This is a genomic window from Halanaerobium congolense, assembly GCF_004366375.1.
Classification (GTDB): Bacteria; Bacillota; Halanaerobiia; order Halanaerobiales; family Halanaerobiaceae; genus Halanaerobium; species Halanaerobium congolense.
In genome coordinates this window covers 1-18,046 of sequence record NZ_SOEF01000034.1, presented here as the reverse complement: position 1 = coordinate 18,046, position 18,046 = coordinate 1, and the positions used below count along the sequence as shown (strand labels likewise).

Genomic DNA, 18,046 nt, shown 5'->3' with positions numbered 1-18,046 from the left:
TCAACAAAATTTAACCTTACTATATTACAGATTGTTCGAAGGACATTTTGTTCCTTTGGTTTTTAAGTTATTTATTTTTTTAATCATTACTGACTTAATAAACTCATAATCTCTGCTGCTTTATCCTGAGATAAAGACTCAATTACTGCTGCTGCCTGTTCCTCTTTTAATCGAGAAAGAATCTCTACAGCCAGTTCCTGCTCCATCTGCATAATCACAGCTGCAGCTGCTTCTGGCTCCATTCGACGGTATATTTTAGTAACTTTTTCGTATTTTGCTTCTGTATTTTCTCTATCAGTCAGCAGTTCATTATAGTCATTCTGAATTCCAGCAATCCTTTGGTCTCGCTCATCAAGTTCTGCTTCTAAATTCTGAACCCGAGCTTCTAGTTCAGTAATTTTTGTCTCTTTAGCTTTAATTGTCTGCTGAAGTTTCTGATTTTCATTTTCCAATTGAGTCATTTCAGCTCGACTGACTAAATAGTTATTAATAAAAGGAATTTTCGAAGCTATATTATAGGCTGCAGTCTTAACATCAATTACTCCCAATGCATTAAGTGACCAGCTAAGCATTGTGAAAAGAACTAAAAATAATATTAGAAAATATATGAATTTTTTCATCTATTTTATCTACCACCTGTACCATAGTGTCTGCCGAGTTCATCTAGTTCCTTTTGCTCAGCTGCTAAAAATTCTTTAAAGAATTTTTTGCTTTCTTTTTCTTTTAATTTTTCTAAAGTTTTTCTTTCTTTCTTTTTTTCCATCATATATTCAAACTGTTTTTTTACAGCTTCGGCCTTTTCAGCCTTTTTTTCTTCAATCTTTATTTTAACAATCCTTAATCTTTTTAGATAATCTCTCATTTCAATATGAGAGTTAATATTATGATTATCTGTCCTTAAATTATCAAAAACCTCTTCTTTTTCAAGCTCTAATTCTTTAATTTGCTGGTTTATCTCATTTAACTCTTTTTTTAAATGTAGATACTTGTTTTCAGCCTGTTCTTCTTCTTTATTTCTTAAAGATAAAATTTTTTCAAATTTAAATTTATATCCAGTCATTTATCTCATCCTAGTTTGATGCTATTTTCTTTAAGCGGCTAACACTATCCTGATAATTTGCTTTTTCTTCTATATCCTGTCTTAAAAAAGAGTTAATCTGCCCGATTTTCTCTATTGCTTTATCCACTTCCGGATTTGATCCTTTTTCATAAGCTCCAATATTAATTAGATCTTCAGATTTATTATAAGCAGCAAGCCACTGCTGTACCTGTTCAGCAGCTTTCAGGTGATCTTTATCTACCAGGTCATTCATAATTCTGCTGACACTACTTAAAACATCAACTGCTGGATAATGGCCTGATTCAGCCAGCTCTCTAGATAAAGAAATATGTCCATCTAAAATACCTCGAACGGTATCTGATACCGGTTCATTAAAGTCATCACCTTCAACTAAGACTGTATAAAGAGCTGTTATAGATCCCAAATCATTTGTGCCAGTTCTCTCTAAAAGTTTAGGTAGTTCAGCAAAAACAGATGGAGGATAACCTCTAGTAGCTGGAGGCTCACCGATAGCAAGTCCCACCTCTCTTAAGGCCATAGCCACCCGAGTTACAGAATCCATCATCAAAAGCACGTCTTCACTCTGATCGCGAAAATACTCAGCAATAGCAGTTGCTATATTAGCAGCCTTAACTCTTAAAAGAGCTGGTTGGTCAGAAGTTGCTACAACAACTATTGAACGTTTTAAACCCTCTTCACCAAGGTCTTTTTCGATAAAATCTCTAACCTCACGCCCTCTCTCTCCAACAAGAGCAATTACATTAATATCAGCATTTGTATTACGAGCAGCCATTCCAAGCAGTGTTGATTTACCAACACCACTACCGGCAAATATACCAAGACGCTGCCCTTTGCCACATGTTAAAAATCCATCAATACATCTAACACCTAAAGAAAGAGGCTGTTTAATCCGGCGCCGCTTGAGTGGATCTGGTGGCCGGCGATTAACCTCAACAGCTGTACCTAAATTTTGATAGCTGCCATTAAGAACATTTCCACTTCCATCGATAATTTTACCGAGTAGATGCTCTCCTACATTTATTTTGAGTTTTTCGCCTGTGGCAACTACTCTAGCTCCAGGTTTTATACCTTCCATCTCACCAATAGGCATCATCAGAATTTTATTATCATCAAAACCAACAACTTCTGCCTTAATATCACCCTGATCGCTTTTGATTAAACAAATCTCGCCGATTGATGCATGAGGACCGATCGATTCGATTACAAGTCCAATAACCCTGTTTATATGGCCAAAATTTCTAGTTGTATCGATCTGATTAAGTTTTTGTTCAAGTTTATCCATATCTAAATCAAACACTGTCCTCAACCTCTTTTAAAAGTTCTTCTCTAATCAGCTCAATTTTATGCGAAATACTTCCTTCTTTTCCACCCAGACTGCTTTCTACGATACAATCACCTTTTTCAAGTTCAAAATCCCCCTTAAAGTTTAGATTCTTTTCTTCAAGGCGAGAATAAAGGTTATTTTGTTCTAAATAAGGTATTAAATCAGGATGGATTCGGACCGTTATATTATTATGACTCTCATCAATCTTTGAGAGCATCTCAGAAACAATATTATTAATAATTTCAGGTTCTTGCTCCAACTTCACATCAATAATTATAGATGCAATTTTTACAGAAAAATTTATAATATTTTTTTGAGCTTCAACTGTCTTCTTTTTCATTTCTGCTTTAAAAGAATTAGCAGTTAAAAGTAGTTCATTTACAGCTTTGTCAATTTTGTTTTGAGCTGTTTTTATCGCTTCAGCTTCAGCTTCTTTTTTTATTTTGGAAAAAATTTCCTCTTTTTGTAATTCTATTTCTTCCTTTTCTCTTTGCGCAGATTCAATAATTTCTGCAGCCTTTATTTCTGCTTCAGTTATAATCTGTTCTGCTTCGGCATCTGCCTTTTTCCTTTGCTGTTTAATTAAAGTTTTTTTTTGTTTATTTTTCTGCTCACTATTTTTTTTATTCTTTGAGTTATCATCCTGACCATCTTTTTGTTCAGCTGTGGATTCAAGAGAAAAAGATTTTTTGTGGTTTTTTATTTTATACTTACCTATAATTTGAGAAGCTTTAATAATCTTAGACAATTACTTCACCCTCCCCACCTCTAGCAATTACAATTTCTCCACTTTCTTCTAATTCTCTAATCACATTAACAATCCTTTGCTGTGCATCTTCTACCTCTCTAATACGTACAGGTCCCATAAATTCTATATCTTCTTCTAGCATTTCTGCTGCTCGCTGAGACATATTGCTCTTAATGATATTTCCAACCTCATCACTGGCTGTTTTTAGAGCCAGAGCAAGATCATGTGTTTCAACCTGACGCAGTACAAGCTGAACAGCTCTATCAGTAAGAAGTACAATATCTTCGAAAACAAACATTCTCTTCTTAATTTCTTCTACTAATTCAGGATCATCTTCTTCTAATTTATCAAGGATATTTTTTTCTGTTCCTCTGTCAACCTGATTTAAAACATCAACAATTGACTGGATCCCTCCTGCACGAGCATATTCATTACTGGCAACAGCAGACAATTTCTTATCTAAGACGCTTTCTACTTCTTTGATAATTTCTGGAGAAGTTCTATCCATCATAGCAATTCTTTTTGCTACCTCACTCTGAACATCAGTAGACAGCATCGAAATAACTTGAGAAGCTTGAGCAGGATCAATATAGGCTAAAATTAAAGCTATTGTCTGTGGATGTTCCCCCTGAATAAAATTTAATAATTGGGCAGGATCAGATTTACGGATAGAATCAAATGGTCTTACCTGTAGAGTTGCAGTCAAACGATTAATAATTTCCTTAGTTTTCTCAGGACCAAAAGATTTTTCCAAGATTTTTTTGGCATAATTAATACCACCAGAATTAATATAGCTATTCGCCTGCTGTAGATTAATAAATTCCTGCTGAATTTCCTTCTTTAAACTAGGATCTATTTTATTTTGATTGGCAATTTCTAAGGTCAATTTCTCTACTTCATCATCATCTAAATGTTTAAATATATCAGAAGAAATTTCCGGCCCTAATGATATTAAAAGTATTGCTGCTTTTTCTTTACCTGTAAGTTCATCTCTCATGATAAATCCCTTTCAATTTTTAACATTTATTATTCATCCAATAACCAACTGCGGATTAATTTTGCTGCATTTTCTGGATCTGAATGAATCATTTGTTCTAACTCTCGTTTCATATGAGCTTCTTTTCTCTGTTCGCGATCTGGTTGGAATAATGATTCTAATTCATCTTCATTGTCCTCAACTGACATATCTAAATTTGTCCCTGATTGCGTCTGAATACCATTTCTTCTGACCAAATAAATAATTAGACCTGCACTTATTAATAAAACAAATGCAATCAGAGCCCCATAGATATACATTCTTCGCCTTTCTGCCGCTGCCTGACTTTCTCTTGCAGCCTCGGCTTCTTCCTGTAATGAGTTATCGAAGTTAACTGCAGCAATATTTAAAATATCTCCCCGATCCTGATCATAGCCAATAGCCGCAGCTACTGCTGATCTAATCTGAGCAAGCCTTTCCTCATCTGTTGTTTGATCAACCATTACTGAAACCGAAAGTTTTTCAACATTCCCTGGTGCATAAACATGCTGTTCTATTCGTTCATTTATTTCATAATTTGTTATTCTATTTTCACTTTCATAAGTTTCAGACTCTGCCTCAGCTCCTGCCTGATACTGAGGAATATTTGTATCAGTTCCCGGCACTCCTTGAGCACCCGAGCTTCCCTGCTGGCTTTGTGTTGAAACTTCTTCGCTTCTGACTATTCCATTTTCATCCACAATCGGAGTATATGTTTTGCTTTCAGCCTGTCTTTGATCAAAATTTAGATCAGCATAAACTTCTACTACAAAATTGTTCGGACCTAAAACTCTGGTCAAAAGTGAGTTTAAATCATTTTTTAAAGAGGCTTCAAATTCCTTGCGAAATACAAAATTTTGAGGATTAACACCTTCACCAGCTGCAGAATTATTATTTGAAAGCAAATTCCCGTTAGTATCAACAATAGTAACTTCTTCCAAGGGTAAATCCTGTACACCACTGGCAACTAAATTGCGAACTGCTTCTATTTGAGATTGACTCATCCTAAAACCTGGCTCTAACTCGACTAAAACTGAAGCAGTTGCAGATCTTTCTTCGGCTAAAAAAAGACTTTCCTGGGGAGGTGTAATTTGAACTTTAGAATAACTAATACCAGAAATGGATTGAACTGAACGACCTAATTCCCCTCCCAAAGCCCTGTAATAATTTACCTTTCTTTCAAATTCTGTTGTCCCAAAACTACTCTGATCAAAAATTTCAAATCCTACTACACCCTGGTCAGGCAAACCAGCAGCTGCCAGATTTAGGCGAAGTCTATAAATATCATCTTCTGGAACTAAAATGGTATTACCCTGTCCACCTAATTTATATTTAACACCATTTTCCTCTAATCTTTCAACAATCGCGGCTGAATCAGAGGTACTTAAATCCGCATATAGTGGCTGGTAATTAACAGAACTTCCTCTAAAAATCAAGTAAGCAAAAACTAAGGACATTAAAACAGTCAGCAATATAATTAAGAGTTGAATAGTTTTATTCAATTTTTTCCATAAGGTGCTGAGTTCTTCCTTATATTTTGCAAAGATCTCCGCCATCATAAAACCTCTTTCTAAATTATTAATCACTTTACTAATTATTTTATTAATTATTTTATTAATTACTTTAATGATTTATATTATTTGTGTATTTTAGAACAAAAAACAGGACAATTCTAATTTAATAAGATACTAAACCTGAAGCCGCATTATCTCTTTATATGCATCAATAGCTTTAGACTGAACTGCCGTTGTTAAATTAACAGCTATTTTAGCTTTTTCGGCCGCTATCATTACCTGATGAATATTATCAGTTTTTCCAACTGCAAAATCGGCTGTCATTTCTTGCGAATTTTTTTGCAGTTCATTTACTTCAACTAACTTTTCTTGAAAAAATTCAGAAAAATTTTTATTTTTTGGTGCCTGAGCTGCTTCATTTTGCTCAAGCTTAAAATTATTTGCTATCTTAATCGGATTAATAATATTATTCACTGTTTTCACCTCTTTTTAAAGCTTAAGTACTAATATTTAAAGCACTATTTGCCATGCTTTTATAATTAGAGATTGCCTGAACATTAGCTTCATAACTCCTACTAGCATCAATCATGTTAACCATTTCAGTCATCACACTAACATTTGGTAATTCTAAATATCCATTTTCATCAGCATCAGGATGATCTGGTCTGTACTCTACCCTAAAAGGAGAAGGATCTTCCTCAATTGCACTTACCTCAACTCCTGCCTTCGAATCACTGTTACTCCTTTTAGCAGAATTTAATCGAATAAATTCATTATTAAATTTTTCCCTAAATACTGCAACTTTTCTTCTGTAAGTATTCCCATCTTGAGCACGAGTAGTCTCTGCATTAGCTATATTACTGGAAATAAGATCCATCCTCAATCTCTGAGCTGTTAATCCAGAAGCACTGATATCAATTCCTTTAAACACTTTTATTTACCTCCCTGATTTATTACTTGATTTAAATTCGAAAAATGACCTGCCGCACGACGGGTCATCACATTATAATATATACTATTTTTAGCCATTTCTGCCATTTCATGGTCGATATCTACATTGTTTTGATCATTTCGGAAACTAAGGTTATTTTTGGAATTTAAAGTCTGGGAAGTATATTCTTTGCGAAAAGGAATATGTTTTTCATTAGTAGTTTTAATTGAAATACTTTTAGAATTTTCACTGTCTATTTTTTTGGACAAGATTGACTTAAAATCAATATCCTGCCGTTTATAATTAGGTGTACCGATATTAGCTATATTATTAGAAATTAATTCACTACGTTTGACTGATCCATCAAGAGCACTTTTAATGATTGACAAATAGTTATTGATTTTTCCCACCCCCTAAATCAAAATATATAAAATTGGCCTTTAGTTTTCTAAAGGCCGCAGATAAATTAATTAAATTAGACTTCAAACTATAGTATCAGAAAACTATAATAAAGTCACTATTTATTCTAATTATTATGCAACCTGGCAGTCATAACAATAATTATTGTTTTAGACCCACAGTTTTGCGCCATTGTCTTTCAACAATTTAGCCAATATTATTTATTTTAAATGAATTATAGCAATTTTTCTAAAGATTCCATTACTCTATCTTTTTTAAATGGTTTTACAATAAAATCTTTTGCTCCCATTTCAATTGCCTGAATAACAATTTTTTGTTGTCCCATTGCACTGCAAACAACTATTTTTGCAGATGGGTCAATATCCTGAATTGCTTTTATTGCTTCTAAACCATCCATAACCGGCATTGTAATATCCATAGTGACAATATCAGGCTTTAATTCCTGATAAAGTTCAATAGCTTCTTTGCCATTTTCTGCTTCACCAGCAATTTCAAAATCATCTTTAAGAATATTTTTTAGATTTAAACGCATAAAAGCAGCATCGTCTACTATTAAAACTGAATTCATATAAGGTTTACCTCCTAGTAATTCTCTGCACTGCTATTGTTAATAATAACAGATAATTTTTTTATTTACAAGACAAATTTATTAATTAATTTTTAAATTGTGATGTTTTCTTTATTAAAGGCAGTTACTCTAACTTTACCATCAGTGAGATGAAAATACATTGAGCGTCCATAATCTTTTGCCAGATCTGAACCAACAATTCTTATCTTTTGATTTTTTAGTACCTCTTTTACTGCTTCAATATTTTTTTTGCCTATCTGCATTACAGACTGACCACCTTCTGTCTTAAACATCCCTGCCCCTCCCACAATTTTTGCTTTTAATCTTCTTCTTTTAGCTCCTTTTTCAATCATTTTTTCTAAAAGAAATGGAACAGCAGTATCTGCATATTTTGCTTCCGCTTTTTTCTTCCCTTTACTTTTGGGAAGCATAACATGAGCAAGTCCTCCTATTTTAGTAAAATCATCATAAAGTGCTACTCCTATGCAGGAACCAAGACCTAAAATAACAAGCTGAGAATCTTCCTGTTCTACTGCCCAGTCACCCATTTTAACTATTGTTTTTCTTTCTTCTTTTTGCTCCACACTAATCAAGGTTATCACCCATCAAATGCTGGAAAAAAATATCAATTGATTCTTCTTCGGGAATGAAAAAATAATATAATTCCAACTTTTCGTCAGAAATAATAAATTCAGTTTCTAATAAAATTATCTCATCATCACTTTGATTAAAATCTATAACTGAACTACTGAGCACAGCACCCGCCATATCATATGCTACTGCAGGCAATCCCTGGCTTAAATTTAAATTACTGAAAATATTTATTGCTTTTAAGTAGGCACCACTCAAAATATTACCGAGTTCTCTTAAGGCAGAATTTTGAATCTCATCTTCAGGCAATTCACCTTCTCTAAACAAAAGATGAAGAACTTTTTCCACCACCTGCATCTCAAGAACCAAAAGTATTTTTCCAGAAATTTCTCCTTCAAAATTAATTAATGTACAAGAAATATAATCTTCCTGGTCTCCTGTGATTTCTGGAAGATCTTCTATCGGCATTAATTCAATTCTCGGCACTGTTATATCAATTTTCTGATCAACCATTGTCGAAAAAGCTGTTGCCGCATTACCCGCACCAATATTTGCTATCTCTTTTAATATATCTTTTTTTTCTTTATCTAAATTCATAACCTGCCCCTTTTATTCGTTAACAACATTATCTTCTAATTCTTGAATTTGATTCATCTCTTCTCTAGTTAAGACACTTTCCAAATCAAGAATCATCAGCAATTCTTCCTCTTCAGTCCTACCAACACCCGCTATGTATTCACGATCTATCTTTTGCGCAAGTGAAGGTAAATTTTCAATTTCTTCTCCATTTAATTCTTTGATTTGTTTTACTTCTTCAACCATCATTCCTGCTGTTAGATTTTCTAATTCTACAATAATGATTATTCTATTCTTATCTTGAGAAGCTTCTTTGTTATTGTTTTGAGAAGTTTCTTCTTTTTTTATATTTAATCTAAGCTGTAAATCTATAACAGGAACCACCATACCACGCAAGTCTATAAGTCCCGCAATATACTCAGGACTTTCTGGTACTAAAGTCAGTTCTTTACATGATAAAATTTCTCTGGTTTGTTTTATGTTAACCCCAAATTGCTTTCCAGCAAGAGTAAATATAATATATTTTTGTTGTTCGTTCCTTTTCTTAGAATTCTTTAACTGCAAAATAATTCACCTCCAAATTTTCTATATAATATTTTAAGCAAAAAGTGTTTTTTCTAAGTCAAGAAGAATTAACAAAGGCTTGTTATCCCGAGCCCAAACACCTCTTAGGTAATCTTCTCTTATACCCTTTTCAAGTTCAGGAGGTGGGGCTATTTTTTCTTCTTCAACCCAGGTAATACCTTCTATATGATCGACTTGAATACCTAAAAGCTGTTCTTCACTTTCGACAGTTATTATTCTCTGCTCAGATTCTGCAAATAAATGCTTATCAATATGCTCTTCGATTCCAAAACGGCGGCTAAGCTCAATCACCGGCACAATTATACCTCTCAGATTAATTACTCCAACAACATAATCGGCTGTGTTTGGTACTTCTGTAATCTTAGCCTCTTTAATAATTTCTCGTGTTTTATCTATTTTTATTCCATATTGTTCAGCATCAATATTAAATACTACATATTGATTCAAATCAGACTTGCTATCCTGAGCAGCCATTGAACTAGATTTTCCTTTATTTAAGGACATTTTTTCACCTCTTTAAGAAATTTTAAATTCATTAACCAACTCTTTTAACTCTACTGTCATTTCTGTCAGACTTCCAACTGCATTATTAAGATTATCAACTGCCACAGATTGTTTCTGTACTGATTCTGAAATTTGGTCACTATTTACTGCCTGTTCTTCAGTTACTCTTGAAATATCTTTGCTTCCTCGGTTAAGCTCATCAACAGCTTCAGCAGTATTTTTAACCTGAGTCACAACATCTTTTATCTTATCTGTTATATGATTAAAAGATTTCCCAGTGCTTGCTACCGAATCCGCTCCCTCCTTAATCTGAGAGTTTGTATTATTAATTACTTTAACGGCATCCTTAATTTCCTCTTGTAAGTTACTTACAAGATTTTTTATTTCATTAGTTGAACCTTTTGTTTCTTCGGCTAAATCTCTAATCTCATCAGCAACAACAGCAAAACCTCTTCCTGCATCCCCAGCTCTCGCTGCCTCTATTGCAGCATTTAAAGCAAGTAGATTAGTCTGTTCTGCTATAGCAGAAATCATATTTACAATTCCATTTATCTGACCAGCAGAAGCATTTAAATTGTTGATTTTATCTATTGATTCTGCTGAAACATTTAGAATATTTTCCATTTCTTTTTCTGTTTTTTGCATTTCTAAGAGACCATTTTCAGCAAGCTCATTTACCTCATCAGTATATTCAGTTATACCCTGAACATTTTCATTAATATTTGAGCTAGTTGAAGCAAATTCTTGAGCTGATGCAGCTACCTCTTCAATGGAAGCAGAAAACTCTTCAATTGAAGCTGCAACACTGTCGACTGCAGAACTAGTTTCAGCTGCAGTTACTTTTAAATCAGCACCTGTTTTTTCAGTTTTAACTGCAGAACTGCTGATATTATCAATTAGCTTCTTAATATTATCTACCATTTTATTAAAGTCAGCTGCAAGTTCTCCAATTTCATCATTATTTTCGACTTCAGCTTTTTTAGTTAGGTCTCCATTAGCTATAAAATTCACGGTGTTTCGAAGCTCTATAATTGGTTTAGAAATATAATCTGCAAGATAATAAGCAACTGCTGTACCAATTAAAACTGCAATTATCCCAATAATTAAACTGATATAACGAAGTCTAATTAATGGGCTCAAAACATTTTGGTTGTTAGCTTTAATCCCAATTGACCAGTCAGCATTATTTAAAGGAGCATAAGCTACTCCACTATCAATTCCCATCAGATTATAAAATTCTATCTGGCTTAAGTCGTTTTGCATATTATTAAAAAGCTGAGCCACTTCTTCTCCACCATCTCTTAATAGCTGCTGGTTACCGATATATTTTTCATCTTCATATGCTAGAAGATAATTATCCTGATTAATAATAAAACCATGACCGCTGCCGTTAATGTTTAAATTAGCGGCAAATTCATTCAATTTATTAAGAGTAATTGTACCTCCAAAAAATGTTGCAAGTTTTTCCTCAACAAAATAAGGTTCAATAATCATAATAACTTCTTTAGACCCACCAGGCTGAGTTAAAGGGTTACTGATAAATATTTCTTTACTCTCTAAAGCCTGCTTAAAGACCGGATTATCAGAAAAGTCTATATCTTCTTCGGTGCTGGTTATGCTCATTACTCCCTCAAGATCCAAAATAAACATTGAATTAAGGTATTCATTGTTTTTAACTATATTTTTAAAACGTGCATTATTTCCCACCTTATAATAAAGTTCTCTTGCTAAACTTGTAGGCAGATTAACCCTTGTATCAAACCAGGCATGGTCAACATTTTCAACTGCATTCATACCCTGATCAATTACCATATCTAATTGGGCAGCACTACTTTGTATTTTATCAAGAGCAGAGCTATAGATGCTTTCTTCTAAAATATTTTTAGTTTGAAAATATGTAATAGTTGTAGAAAGAGCAATTAATATTAAAACAAGAAGACTTATTATTATAATAAGCTTTGTTTTTATACTCTGCCAGTTTATTTTTTTAATATCAAATTCCATTTAAAATTTCCTCCAATATTTATATTTATTTACTAACAACATCTCTGACATCAATAATTAAAGCAACATCACCATCACCAATTATAGTAGCACCACTGATATATCTGGTATCCTGCAGATATTTTCCAAGAGATTTAATTACAATTTCTTGCTGATTTAACAGCTGTTCTACAACTAAGCCAACTTTTCTTTCTCCACTTTTTAAAATAACGACAGAAAGATCTTTGGCTGAGTTTTTAAAAGTTTTCTGCTTTTCATTTCCAAAGATAGAGGCTGCTGAAACAATCGGAATTGTTGTTTCTCTTAATACTATTACATCCATACCTCTAATTTTTTTGATATTCTGAGGCTCAATTGTTAGAGTTTCACTAACTGAATTTAACGGAATTGCAAAAATATCGCCGAGAATCTTTACCATTAAGGCTTGCGAAATAGCCAGTGTTAGGGGTAAAGTTATCTTAAAAGTACTTCCCTTTCCTGGTTCTGAATTAATACTGATTTGACCGTCAAGTTTTTTGACAGTACTACGGACAATATCCATTCCAACACCTCTACCGGAAACATCTGTTATTTCCTGAGCTGTACTAAAGCCGGGATGAAAAATAAAATCTAGTATATCTCTTTTTTCCATCTGTTGAATTTCTTCCTCTTCCACAATTCCTTTGGCAACTGCCTTTTTAGAAATTGCTGCCGCTTCTATACCTGCACCATCATCTTTAACTTCAATAATAATTTCGCTTCCTTTTTGATAGGCAGTTAACTCAATCTGGCCTTCTTCATCTTTACCATTTGCTTTTCTTTGAGCCGGTTTTTCTATTCCATGATCAATAGCATTTCTAAGCAAATGAGTTAGAGGATCAGCTAATTCATCAATAATTGAACGATCAAGCTCGGTTTCCTGGCCTGTCATTACAAAATTAATTTCTTTATTCATTTTATTGCTCAAGTCTCTCATCATTCTTGGAAAGCGGCTGAACATTACCCCAACCGGAACCATTCTAATCTGCATCACTATATGATGTAAATCCATAGTTACCCGATCAAGCTGAGGCATGATTTCTGTAAATTTTGTTTTTTTAATATTAAGCGATTCTAAACGACTTTTGTTAATTAAAAGCTCTCCTACCATATTCATTAAAGTATCAAGTTTAGAAATATCCACTCTAACTGTAGAACTGCTGTTAAAACTGCTTACACCTGTTTTTTTAGAATCAGCTTTTTTAGCTGTGCTTTCTTGATTAATTTCCAGCTGTGAATTTTGAAGTTCTTCTAAATTAATCAAATTAACACTTTGTTGTGCTTCTAATTCTGTTTTAAACTCCTCTGAATCGAGCCAGCTTAAAGCAATTATATTTAATTCGCAAATATCTAATTCTGAGTTTTCAATTTCATCTTTTGTTGGATTAGATTTAAAAAGCTGACCAATTTCATCTAACTTTTTTAAAAGCATAAAAGCTCTTACAGACTTAAATTCTTCTTCAACAATTTCCGCTTTAATCTGATAAACTCTTTCCTTATCCTTTTTCTTATCTAAGAGCGCCTCTTTTTCTGAATCGGTCAAAAAATCTTCTAAATCTTCTGAGCTTTTTTGAGCTTTGCTTTTACTTTCTATGGGGCTATTTTCGGTATAAGCAATAAGTTCAGCTACTAAAACATCAATATCAAAATCTTCAGGTTCTTCCCCACCATTATCTTCCACAGCTTTAACTAAATATTGAATATTGTCTAAAGCCTGAAATAAAAGGTCTATAAATTCGGTTTTGACACTTATTTTTCCCTCTCTGATTTTATCCAGGCTGTTTTCTAATTTATGAGTCAATTCTGTTAAGTTTTCAAAACCCATTGCTGCTGCCATTCCTTTTAAAGAGTGAGCAGCTCTGAATATAGCATCAATTGTTTCTTTATCTTCTGAATTATTTTCCAATGTTAAAATACCATTATTTAAAACTTCTATATATTCTTTGGCTTCGGCAAAAAACATATTTAAATATTCATTGTCCTTCAAAAAAATCCCTCCCCTAGCTTTATTCGTTATTAGTTAAATAAAAAAATAATCTAATTTTTTTTTAGCTCTTTTGATCAAAAAACTTTGCTTCCTGATGACCTCTACTATGATAGCCTTTAATACTTTTTTTACGTCCATATAATTCTAAAAGTTTTGTTTTAATTTCTCCCTTTTTTTGAGTCAGAATTTCCATATTTTCTTGTTGAATTTCTGCAGCCTCAGCTAATAGTTCTTTTAACTTTTTGATATCTGATTTTTGAAGTTTTTTTGTTTCAGCTGATTTGACTGCCGCTTCTTTTTCCTCAATTTCTCTGATTAGATCATTTTTAGCAGCTAATAGTTCTTTTAACTCTTCATAAGCTGCCGCCTGTATATATTTTTTCTCTTCTACTATCTTTTGATTTAATTTTTGATATAAGTTGAGTAATGAAGCCATTTTAACCTCCAATATTAACTCTCTGTTGAGGCTCAGACTTTGATTGATTTAATATTATCTCTTTATAAGCAGAATGAAGTTCCTCCAAAAGAGGAATGATATTTTTTAAATGTTTGGTGTCTTTTTTTAAATTTGCCTGCAGCAGCTCCTGATATATAAAATCATATAATCCCTCTAATCGATCTGCCAGCTGGCCTCCCTTTTCTTTATCTAAAGTCCTTTTAAGTTCTAAAATAATATTCTGTACCTTAATAATATTTTTATGACTCTCTTCAATATTATTAGCTTCTATATTCTGTACTGCCAGTTTAGCAAATTTTAATGATCCCTGATAGAGCATTAATAAAAGTTTGCCTGGGTTGGCTGTATTAATCTGAGTTTTCTTGTACTGTTCCGCGCGATTTTTATTCACAATAATCGCCTCCTTTAATCCTTTGAATCTGAATTGAATTTTAACTGCTGCAGCTTTTTTAAAAGGTTTTTATTTGCAGCTGCTTCTCTGTTTTCTTTTTTCACATCTTCTAATAGTTCTTTTCTTAAAATTTCTATTTCTCTGGGGGCAGTTATTCCCAACTGAACACTGCTATTATCAACCGCAACTACAGTTATTTCTATATCGCTCCCAATTAAAATTTTTTCATTTTCTTTTCTAGTTAAAACCAACATTATTCTGACACCTCTTCTAACTGAGCAGACTGCTGCTCAGCTTCCGCAAAAATCGGATAACGAACGCTTAATTTGTGGTTATCCAGAATAATCTGGCTGCCTAATCTCTCTTTGAGATTGATAATTATTGGAGCTGATAAATTGGCCGTTATATTCTCTATTTTATTCTTTAAAGTAATTATATTCAATACTAAAATTTCCTCGATTGAATTTATTTTTAATTCTTTTTCTTTTTTATCACTTATTTCAAATTCATAATCAGAAATTAAGTTCCTGGGCTCAATTGTAATAAATGCCAGTTCGGGATTCACTATAGACTGCATAATTATAAAAGGTGAATCATCGGCAAAGGGTAGTAAGACAAATTCTCGATATTCCTCAAATCCAGGTAGCCCACCTTTAAAATTTATTATTTGATCTTTCTCAATTTCTATTTTCCCAAAATCTCTTGTCATTAACTCCAATTTTACTGCCCCCTTGTATTTTAAGCTTTAAAATCTATATTTGGCCCTGGTTTGTAGACAATTCTCAGTTCTCTTTCTTCCGTATACATAATTTCAGCGCCAAGATCTGATAATTTGTAGTTTTTAAAATCAGCTAACTTATCACCTGTAGATGCATAAAATCTAACCGCTTCAGCAGCAGCCTTTTTTCCCTGTTGAGCAATGTCTCCAGCTCTATCGGCAAGATTATAAAAACCCATTGCCTTGCGTGAAGGATAACTATCTATTTTTAAAGTTAAATTATTAAGCATAACTTTTAACTCCTCAGTTTTCTTTATTTAAAATATCATAGACTTTTGAGTTATTATAAGAGCTATAAGGTGCATCCTCCCTTAACTGCTGTAAAATCTCTTTTGCTTCTTTAAGTTTATCCTGCTCATCTAAAAGTAAACCTAAATTATATAATGCCTCTTCATAATAATTTGTCTCAGGATAATTATCAATATAAAGCTGATAATAATTCTCAGCTGCCAGATAATTCTGAGTAAGTTGGCTGCTTCTAGCTAAAAGATAAAGGCTTTCTCTTTTTAAATACTCAGCCTCAGAAAATTTATACAACTGCTCAAAAATAGCTGCCGCGTCCTGATAGCGTTGATTTCTAAGTGCCTGAAGTCCAAGATTAAATAACTCCTGTTCTCGATCCTCACTGAAATATTCTTCATAAGTTTCTGCCGAATTCTTTTTAGCTTCATTTTCTTTGATTGTCCTAATCAGATCAAGAGAAATTGGATTTTCAATAGCTTTAAACTTCATTAAATCAAGTTTTAAATCTAAATTATTCAAAGAGTTGAATCCCTCATTCTTGCTCTCCTGTTGGCTCTCCTGATCTGGATTTTGATTTTTATTATTTTCTGCTGCAGCTGATTGCTTCTTAATTTCTTCCTGTTGAACCGTATTATCTAATTGAACTGGCTGTTCTTCACTATTTATATAAAAAATCAAAAAAACTGCTAAAAGTGCTGTTAAAATCAAAGTAGTTTCTTTTTTATATTTAAAGAATTTAAATTTTTCTAAATTAAAACGGCTTAGATCAAATCTATCTAAACTAAAAAACTTATACTTATTTTCTATATTTTCACATTCCATTATATAATCTTTGATATTTTTATTACCGCTGTCTAAATCATAAGCCTGATACAAATATTTTAGTGCTTCCTGGTAATTTTGATCTTCTTTGTATAATAAACCTAAAATTAAATAAGGCTCAATTAGTTCATCATGTTTATTGATAATGGTTTTTAAAAACTCTATTTTTTCACTTTTGCCAACAGTATCATTAAATAATATTTCTTTATATTCCTGACGCAGTTCTAAAAAATCTTTTTTTGTGATTAGTTCTAAATAATCAATCGCCTGATTATTTTTTCTTTTTATAGCTAGACTCTGTCTCCAATAATTTTCAGCTTTATCAAAACGACATTTGAGATAATAACCCAGAGCTAGCAAATTAAGTGCTAAAACATCTTTAGGATTAAACTTAAGGCAAAGTTTTAATTCTTTTACTGCTTCAGTTACATTGTTTTTTTTGAACAGTTCTAAGGCTTTTTGATAGTGAAAATTAGTTCTGTTATTTTTATCCATTAAAGTACCTCACAAGTTTTAATACATTTATATTTAAAATTCAATTCACAATCAATTTGACCAATTTTTAAAAAAATTAGGCTTTCACATTCAAATGATGACCGCGATTGATTCCAGCTGCCTGCTGAACAGCTTCAGTAGTTTCCTGCATTCCTTGCAAAAGTTTACCGACACTTGCTGCATCCTGACCCATTGATTTCTGCATTGACATCATACCTAAGGCCTGCTGTACACTTGCAATTTGACTCTGCATGGCAGAATTTATATTCATTTGCTTCAACTCCTTTTTTTATTTACAATTATAATTTATTATAGCACATTATTTGTGAGGATAAAAGAAAACTGCTGTTTAAAAAGCCTTTTCTGACAATATCATCAGCTCTTATTATTATTGTCGTTTAAAATAGCTATTTTATTAAACACTCTCAGCTTTGATTTAAGGCAATAAAATCAAGAATAATCAAACTTAAACCTATTTACAGGCCTATACAACTCTATTTCAAATTAATTTACAGCTATTTTAAGTTCTTCCGCATATTCTGCTAACTTTTCTGGAGCAGCTTTCTTACTTTTTTCCTCATCTTCCATTTCAGATTGATGAATATAATTACGCTCATCTGTAGACCAGATATAATTTTGGAGCCATTTGGCATAAATTTTGTTGCTGAAAACAAAAAAAGCAACCGCTATCTCCTGTAAGAAGAATAACGATTGCAATAGAGTAGGACCAGCCTTTCAGCTGGGACCCCTCGTCAAACTGCACGTACGGTTCTCCCGTATACAGCTTTCCGTCAGTCGTTGCCCCGTCTTAAGGAATAAGTCTTCGTCGCTGTGTTACCACAGCTGTATATTTTAATCCTCTAGGACAATCTAGTAAGTAGTGAAACGAGTCCCTTCTTCCTGAAAAAGGAATTGGGGATTCTTTTGTTTTGATTCATAACTGCTTTTTTTTCTCTATATATGACCTTAACCACATTCGTATCCATTCATCCAA

General features: G+C 32.8%; 24 protein-coding genes and 1 riboswitch. All 24 genes read right to left on the bottom strand.

The genetic code is table 11. The features are described 5' to 3' along the window. Positions 1-86: 86 nt before the first annotated feature. The 24 genes from C7954_RS11125 to C7954_RS11010 all read right to left on the bottom strand — a co-directional run bounded on the left by C7954_RS11125 (position 87) and on the right by C7954_RS11010 (position 17,769). The gene (locus C7954_RS11125; protein ID WP_089716301.1) at positions 87-620 is read right to left on the bottom strand and encodes a MotE family protein; all 534 of its coding nucleotides are present in this window, start codon (positions 618-620) and stop codon (positions 87-89) included. Positions 621-625: 5 nt separating this feature from the next. Next, the gene (gene fliJ / locus C7954_RS11120) at positions 626-1,060 is read right to left on the bottom strand and encodes a flagellar export protein FliJ (protein ID WP_089716302.1); all 435 of its coding nucleotides are present in this window, start codon (positions 1,058-1,060) and stop codon (positions 626-628) included. 10 nt (positions 1,061-1,070) lie between these two features. Then, entirely contained in the window at positions 1,071-2,378 is a 1,308-nt protein-coding gene (gene fliI / locus C7954_RS11115; protein WP_089716303.1) for a flagellar protein export ATPase FliI, read from the bottom strand. Continuing rightward, positions 2,371-3,153 (bottom strand): FliH/SctL family protein, encoded by a 783-nt coding sequence (locus tag C7954_RS11110; protein ID WP_089716304.1) that lies wholly within the window; start codon positions 3,151-3,153, stop codon positions 2,371-2,373. Before C7954_RS11110 ends, fliI begins: the two co-directional genes overlap by 8 nt. Beyond that, a complete protein-coding gene (gene fliG / locus C7954_RS11105) occupies positions 3,146-4,150 on the bottom strand; it encodes a flagellar motor switch protein FliG (protein ID WP_134060019.1) in 1,005 nt (334 codons plus the stop codon). The genes C7954_RS11110 and fliG overlap by 8 nt, the downstream gene beginning before the upstream one ends. A 29-nt stretch (positions 4,151-4,179) precedes the next feature. After that, a complete protein-coding gene (fliF, locus tag C7954_RS11100) occupies positions 4,180-5,724 on the bottom strand; it encodes a flagellar basal-body MS-ring/collar protein FliF (RefSeq protein WP_089716306.1) in 1,545 nt (514 codons plus the stop codon). Positions 5,725-5,856: 132 nt separating this feature from the next. After that, complete coding sequence (gene fliE / locus C7954_RS11095; protein ID WP_133618021.1) at positions 5,857-6,156, bottom strand: flagellar hook-basal body complex protein FliE; 300 nt, start codon at positions 6,154-6,156, stop codon at positions 5,857-5,859. Between the two features lie 22 nt (positions 6,157-6,178). Then, entirely contained in the window at positions 6,179-6,613 is a 435-nt protein-coding gene (gene flgC, locus C7954_RS11090; protein ID WP_089717134.1) for a flagellar basal body rod protein FlgC, read from the bottom strand. A gap of 2 nt (positions 6,614-6,615) precedes the next feature. Beyond that, positions 6,616-7,002: a flagellar basal body rod protein FlgB gene (gene flgB, locus C7954_RS11085; RefSeq protein WP_243734137.1), complete on the bottom strand. Its 387-nt coding sequence runs from the start codon at positions 7,000-7,002 to the stop codon at positions 6,616-6,618. A gap of 144 nt (positions 7,003-7,146) precedes the next feature. Then, positions 7,147-7,235: riboswitch (cyclic di-GMP riboswitch) on the bottom strand. Positions 7,236-7,247: 12 nt separating this feature from the next. Beyond that, entirely contained in the window at positions 7,248-7,601 is a 354-nt protein-coding gene (locus C7954_RS11080; RefSeq protein ID WP_089717132.1) for a response regulator, read from the bottom strand. Positions 7,602-7,693: 92 nt separating this feature from the next. Beyond that, positions 7,694-8,185 (bottom strand): chemotaxis protein CheD, encoded by a 492-nt coding sequence (locus C7954_RS11075; RefSeq protein ID WP_243833681.1) that lies wholly within the window; start codon positions 8,183-8,185, stop codon positions 7,694-7,696. Between the two features lies 1 nt (position 8,186). After that, positions 8,187-8,789 (bottom strand): chemotaxis protein CheC, encoded by a 603-nt coding sequence (locus tag C7954_RS11070; RefSeq protein WP_089717128.1) that lies wholly within the window; start codon positions 8,787-8,789, stop codon positions 8,187-8,189. A 12-nt stretch (positions 8,790-8,801) separates the two neighbouring features. Further along, the gene (locus C7954_RS11065) at positions 8,802-9,332 is read right to left on the bottom strand and encodes a chemotaxis protein CheW (protein WP_166635195.1); all 531 of its coding nucleotides are present in this window, start codon (positions 9,330-9,332) and stop codon (positions 8,802-8,804) included. Between the two features lie 33 nt (positions 9,333-9,365). Continuing rightward, positions 9,366-9,857: a chemotaxis protein CheW gene (locus tag C7954_RS11060; protein WP_089717125.1), complete on the bottom strand. Its 492-nt coding sequence runs from the start codon at positions 9,855-9,857 to the stop codon at positions 9,366-9,368. Positions 9,858-9,869: 12 nt separating this feature from the next. Then, entirely contained in the window at positions 9,870-11,861 is a 1,992-nt protein-coding gene (locus tag C7954_RS11055) for a methyl-accepting chemotaxis protein (RefSeq protein WP_134060017.1), read from the bottom strand. A gap of 25 nt (positions 11,862-11,886) precedes the next feature. Then, positions 11,887-13,866 (bottom strand): chemotaxis protein CheA, encoded by a 1,980-nt coding sequence (locus C7954_RS11050; RefSeq protein ID WP_089717122.1) that lies wholly within the window; start codon positions 13,864-13,866, stop codon positions 11,887-11,889. 61 nt (positions 13,867-13,927) lie between these two features. Beyond that, positions 13,928-14,302 carry a hypothetical protein gene (locus tag C7954_RS11045; RefSeq protein ID WP_133618022.1) on the bottom strand — a complete coding sequence of 125 codons (375 nt, stop codon included), beginning with the start codon at positions 14,300-14,302 and terminating at the stop codon, positions 13,928-13,930. 1 nt (position 14,303) lies between these two features. Next, positions 14,304-14,714, bottom strand: coding sequence for a flagellar export chaperone FliS (gene fliS / locus C7954_RS11040; protein ID WP_223174573.1), 411 nt, complete (start codon positions 14,712-14,714; stop codon positions 14,304-14,306). 14 nt (positions 14,715-14,728) lie between these two features. After that, the gene (csrA, locus tag C7954_RS11035; RefSeq protein ID WP_089717115.1) at positions 14,729-14,968 is read right to left on the bottom strand and encodes a carbon storage regulator CsrA; all 240 of its coding nucleotides are present in this window, start codon (positions 14,966-14,968) and stop codon (positions 14,729-14,731) included. Next, positions 14,968-15,423, bottom strand: a complete 456-nt coding sequence (gene fliW / locus C7954_RS11030) for a flagellar assembly protein FliW (protein ID WP_223174575.1) — start codon at positions 15,421-15,423, stop codon at positions 14,968-14,970. The genes csrA and fliW overlap by 1 nt, the downstream gene beginning before the upstream one ends. 29 nt (positions 15,424-15,452) lie before the next feature. Continuing rightward, positions 15,453-15,722, bottom strand: a complete 270-nt coding sequence (locus C7954_RS11025) for a DUF6470 family protein (protein ID WP_134060015.1) — start codon at positions 15,720-15,722, stop codon at positions 15,453-15,455. 13 nt (positions 15,723-15,735) lie between these two features. Beyond that, on the bottom strand, positions 15,736-17,052 hold the full coding sequence (locus C7954_RS11020) for a tetratricopeptide repeat protein (RefSeq protein WP_134060013.1): 1,317 nt from the start codon (positions 17,050-17,052) through the stop codon (positions 15,736-15,738). A 76-nt stretch (positions 17,053-17,128) separates the two neighbouring features. Then, positions 17,129-17,323 carry a hypothetical protein gene (locus C7954_RS11015; RefSeq protein ID WP_089717106.1) on the bottom strand — a complete coding sequence of 65 codons (195 nt, stop codon included), beginning with the start codon at positions 17,321-17,323 and terminating at the stop codon, positions 17,129-17,131. 233 nt (positions 17,324-17,556) lie between these two features. Beyond that, positions 17,557-17,769: a hypothetical protein gene (locus tag C7954_RS11010; RefSeq protein ID WP_133505470.1), complete on the bottom strand. Its 213-nt coding sequence runs from the start codon at positions 17,767-17,769 to the stop codon at positions 17,557-17,559. Positions 17,770-18,046: the final 277 nt, after the last annotated feature.

Excerpts from the sequence above, each read along its gene's own strand:
- C7954_RS11125 (WP_089716301.1), bottom strand. The coding sequence starts at position 620 with ATGAAAAAATTCATATATTTTCTAATATTATTTTTAGTTCTTTTCACA.
- fliJ (WP_089716302.1), bottom strand. The coding sequence starts at position 1,060 with ATGACTGGATATAAATTTAAATTTGAAAAAATTTTATCTTTAAGAAAT.
- fliG (WP_134060019.1), bottom strand. The coding sequence starts at position 4,150 with ATGAGAGATGAACTTACAGGTAAAGAAAAAGCAGCAATACTTTTAATA.
- fliF (WP_089716306.1), bottom strand. The coding sequence starts at position 5,724 with ATGGCGGAGATCTTTGCAAAATATAAGGAAGAACTCAGCACCTTATGG.
- C7954_RS11080 (WP_089717132.1), bottom strand. The coding sequence starts at position 7,601 with ATGAATTCAGTTTTAATAGTAGACGATGCTGCTTTTATGCGTTTAAAT.
- C7954_RS11070 (WP_089717128.1), bottom strand. The coding sequence starts at position 8,789 with ATGAATTTAGATAAAGAAAAAAAAGATATATTAAAAGAGATAGCAAAT.
- C7954_RS11060 (WP_089717125.1), bottom strand. The coding sequence starts at position 9,857 with ATGTCCTTAAATAAAGGAAAATCTAGTTCAATGGCTGCTCAGGATAGC.
- C7954_RS11055 (WP_134060017.1), bottom strand. The coding sequence starts at position 11,861 with ATGGAATTTGATATTAAAAAAATAAACTGGCAGAGTATAAAAACAAAG.
- C7954_RS11045 (WP_133618022.1), bottom strand. The coding sequence starts at position 14,302 with ATGGCTTCATTACTCAACTTATATCAAAAATTAAATCAAAAGATAGTA.
- csrA (WP_089717115.1), bottom strand. The coding sequence starts at position 14,968 with ATGTTGGTTTTAACTAGAAAAGAAAATGAAAAAATTTTAATTGGGAGC.
- fliW (WP_223174575.1), bottom strand. The coding sequence starts at position 15,423 with ATGACAAGAGATTTTGGGAAAATAGAAATTGAGAAAGATCAAATAATA.
- C7954_RS11025 (WP_134060015.1), bottom strand. The coding sequence starts at position 15,722 with ATGCTTAATAATTTAACTTTAAAAATAGATAGTTATCCTTCACGCAAG.
- C7954_RS11020 (WP_134060013.1), bottom strand. The coding sequence starts at position 17,052 with ATGGATAAAAATAACAGAACTAATTTTCACTATCAAAAAGCCTTAGAA.
- C7954_RS11015 (WP_089717106.1), bottom strand. The coding sequence starts at position 17,323 with ATGAATATAAATTCTGCCATGCAGAGTCAAATTGCAAGTGTACAGCAG.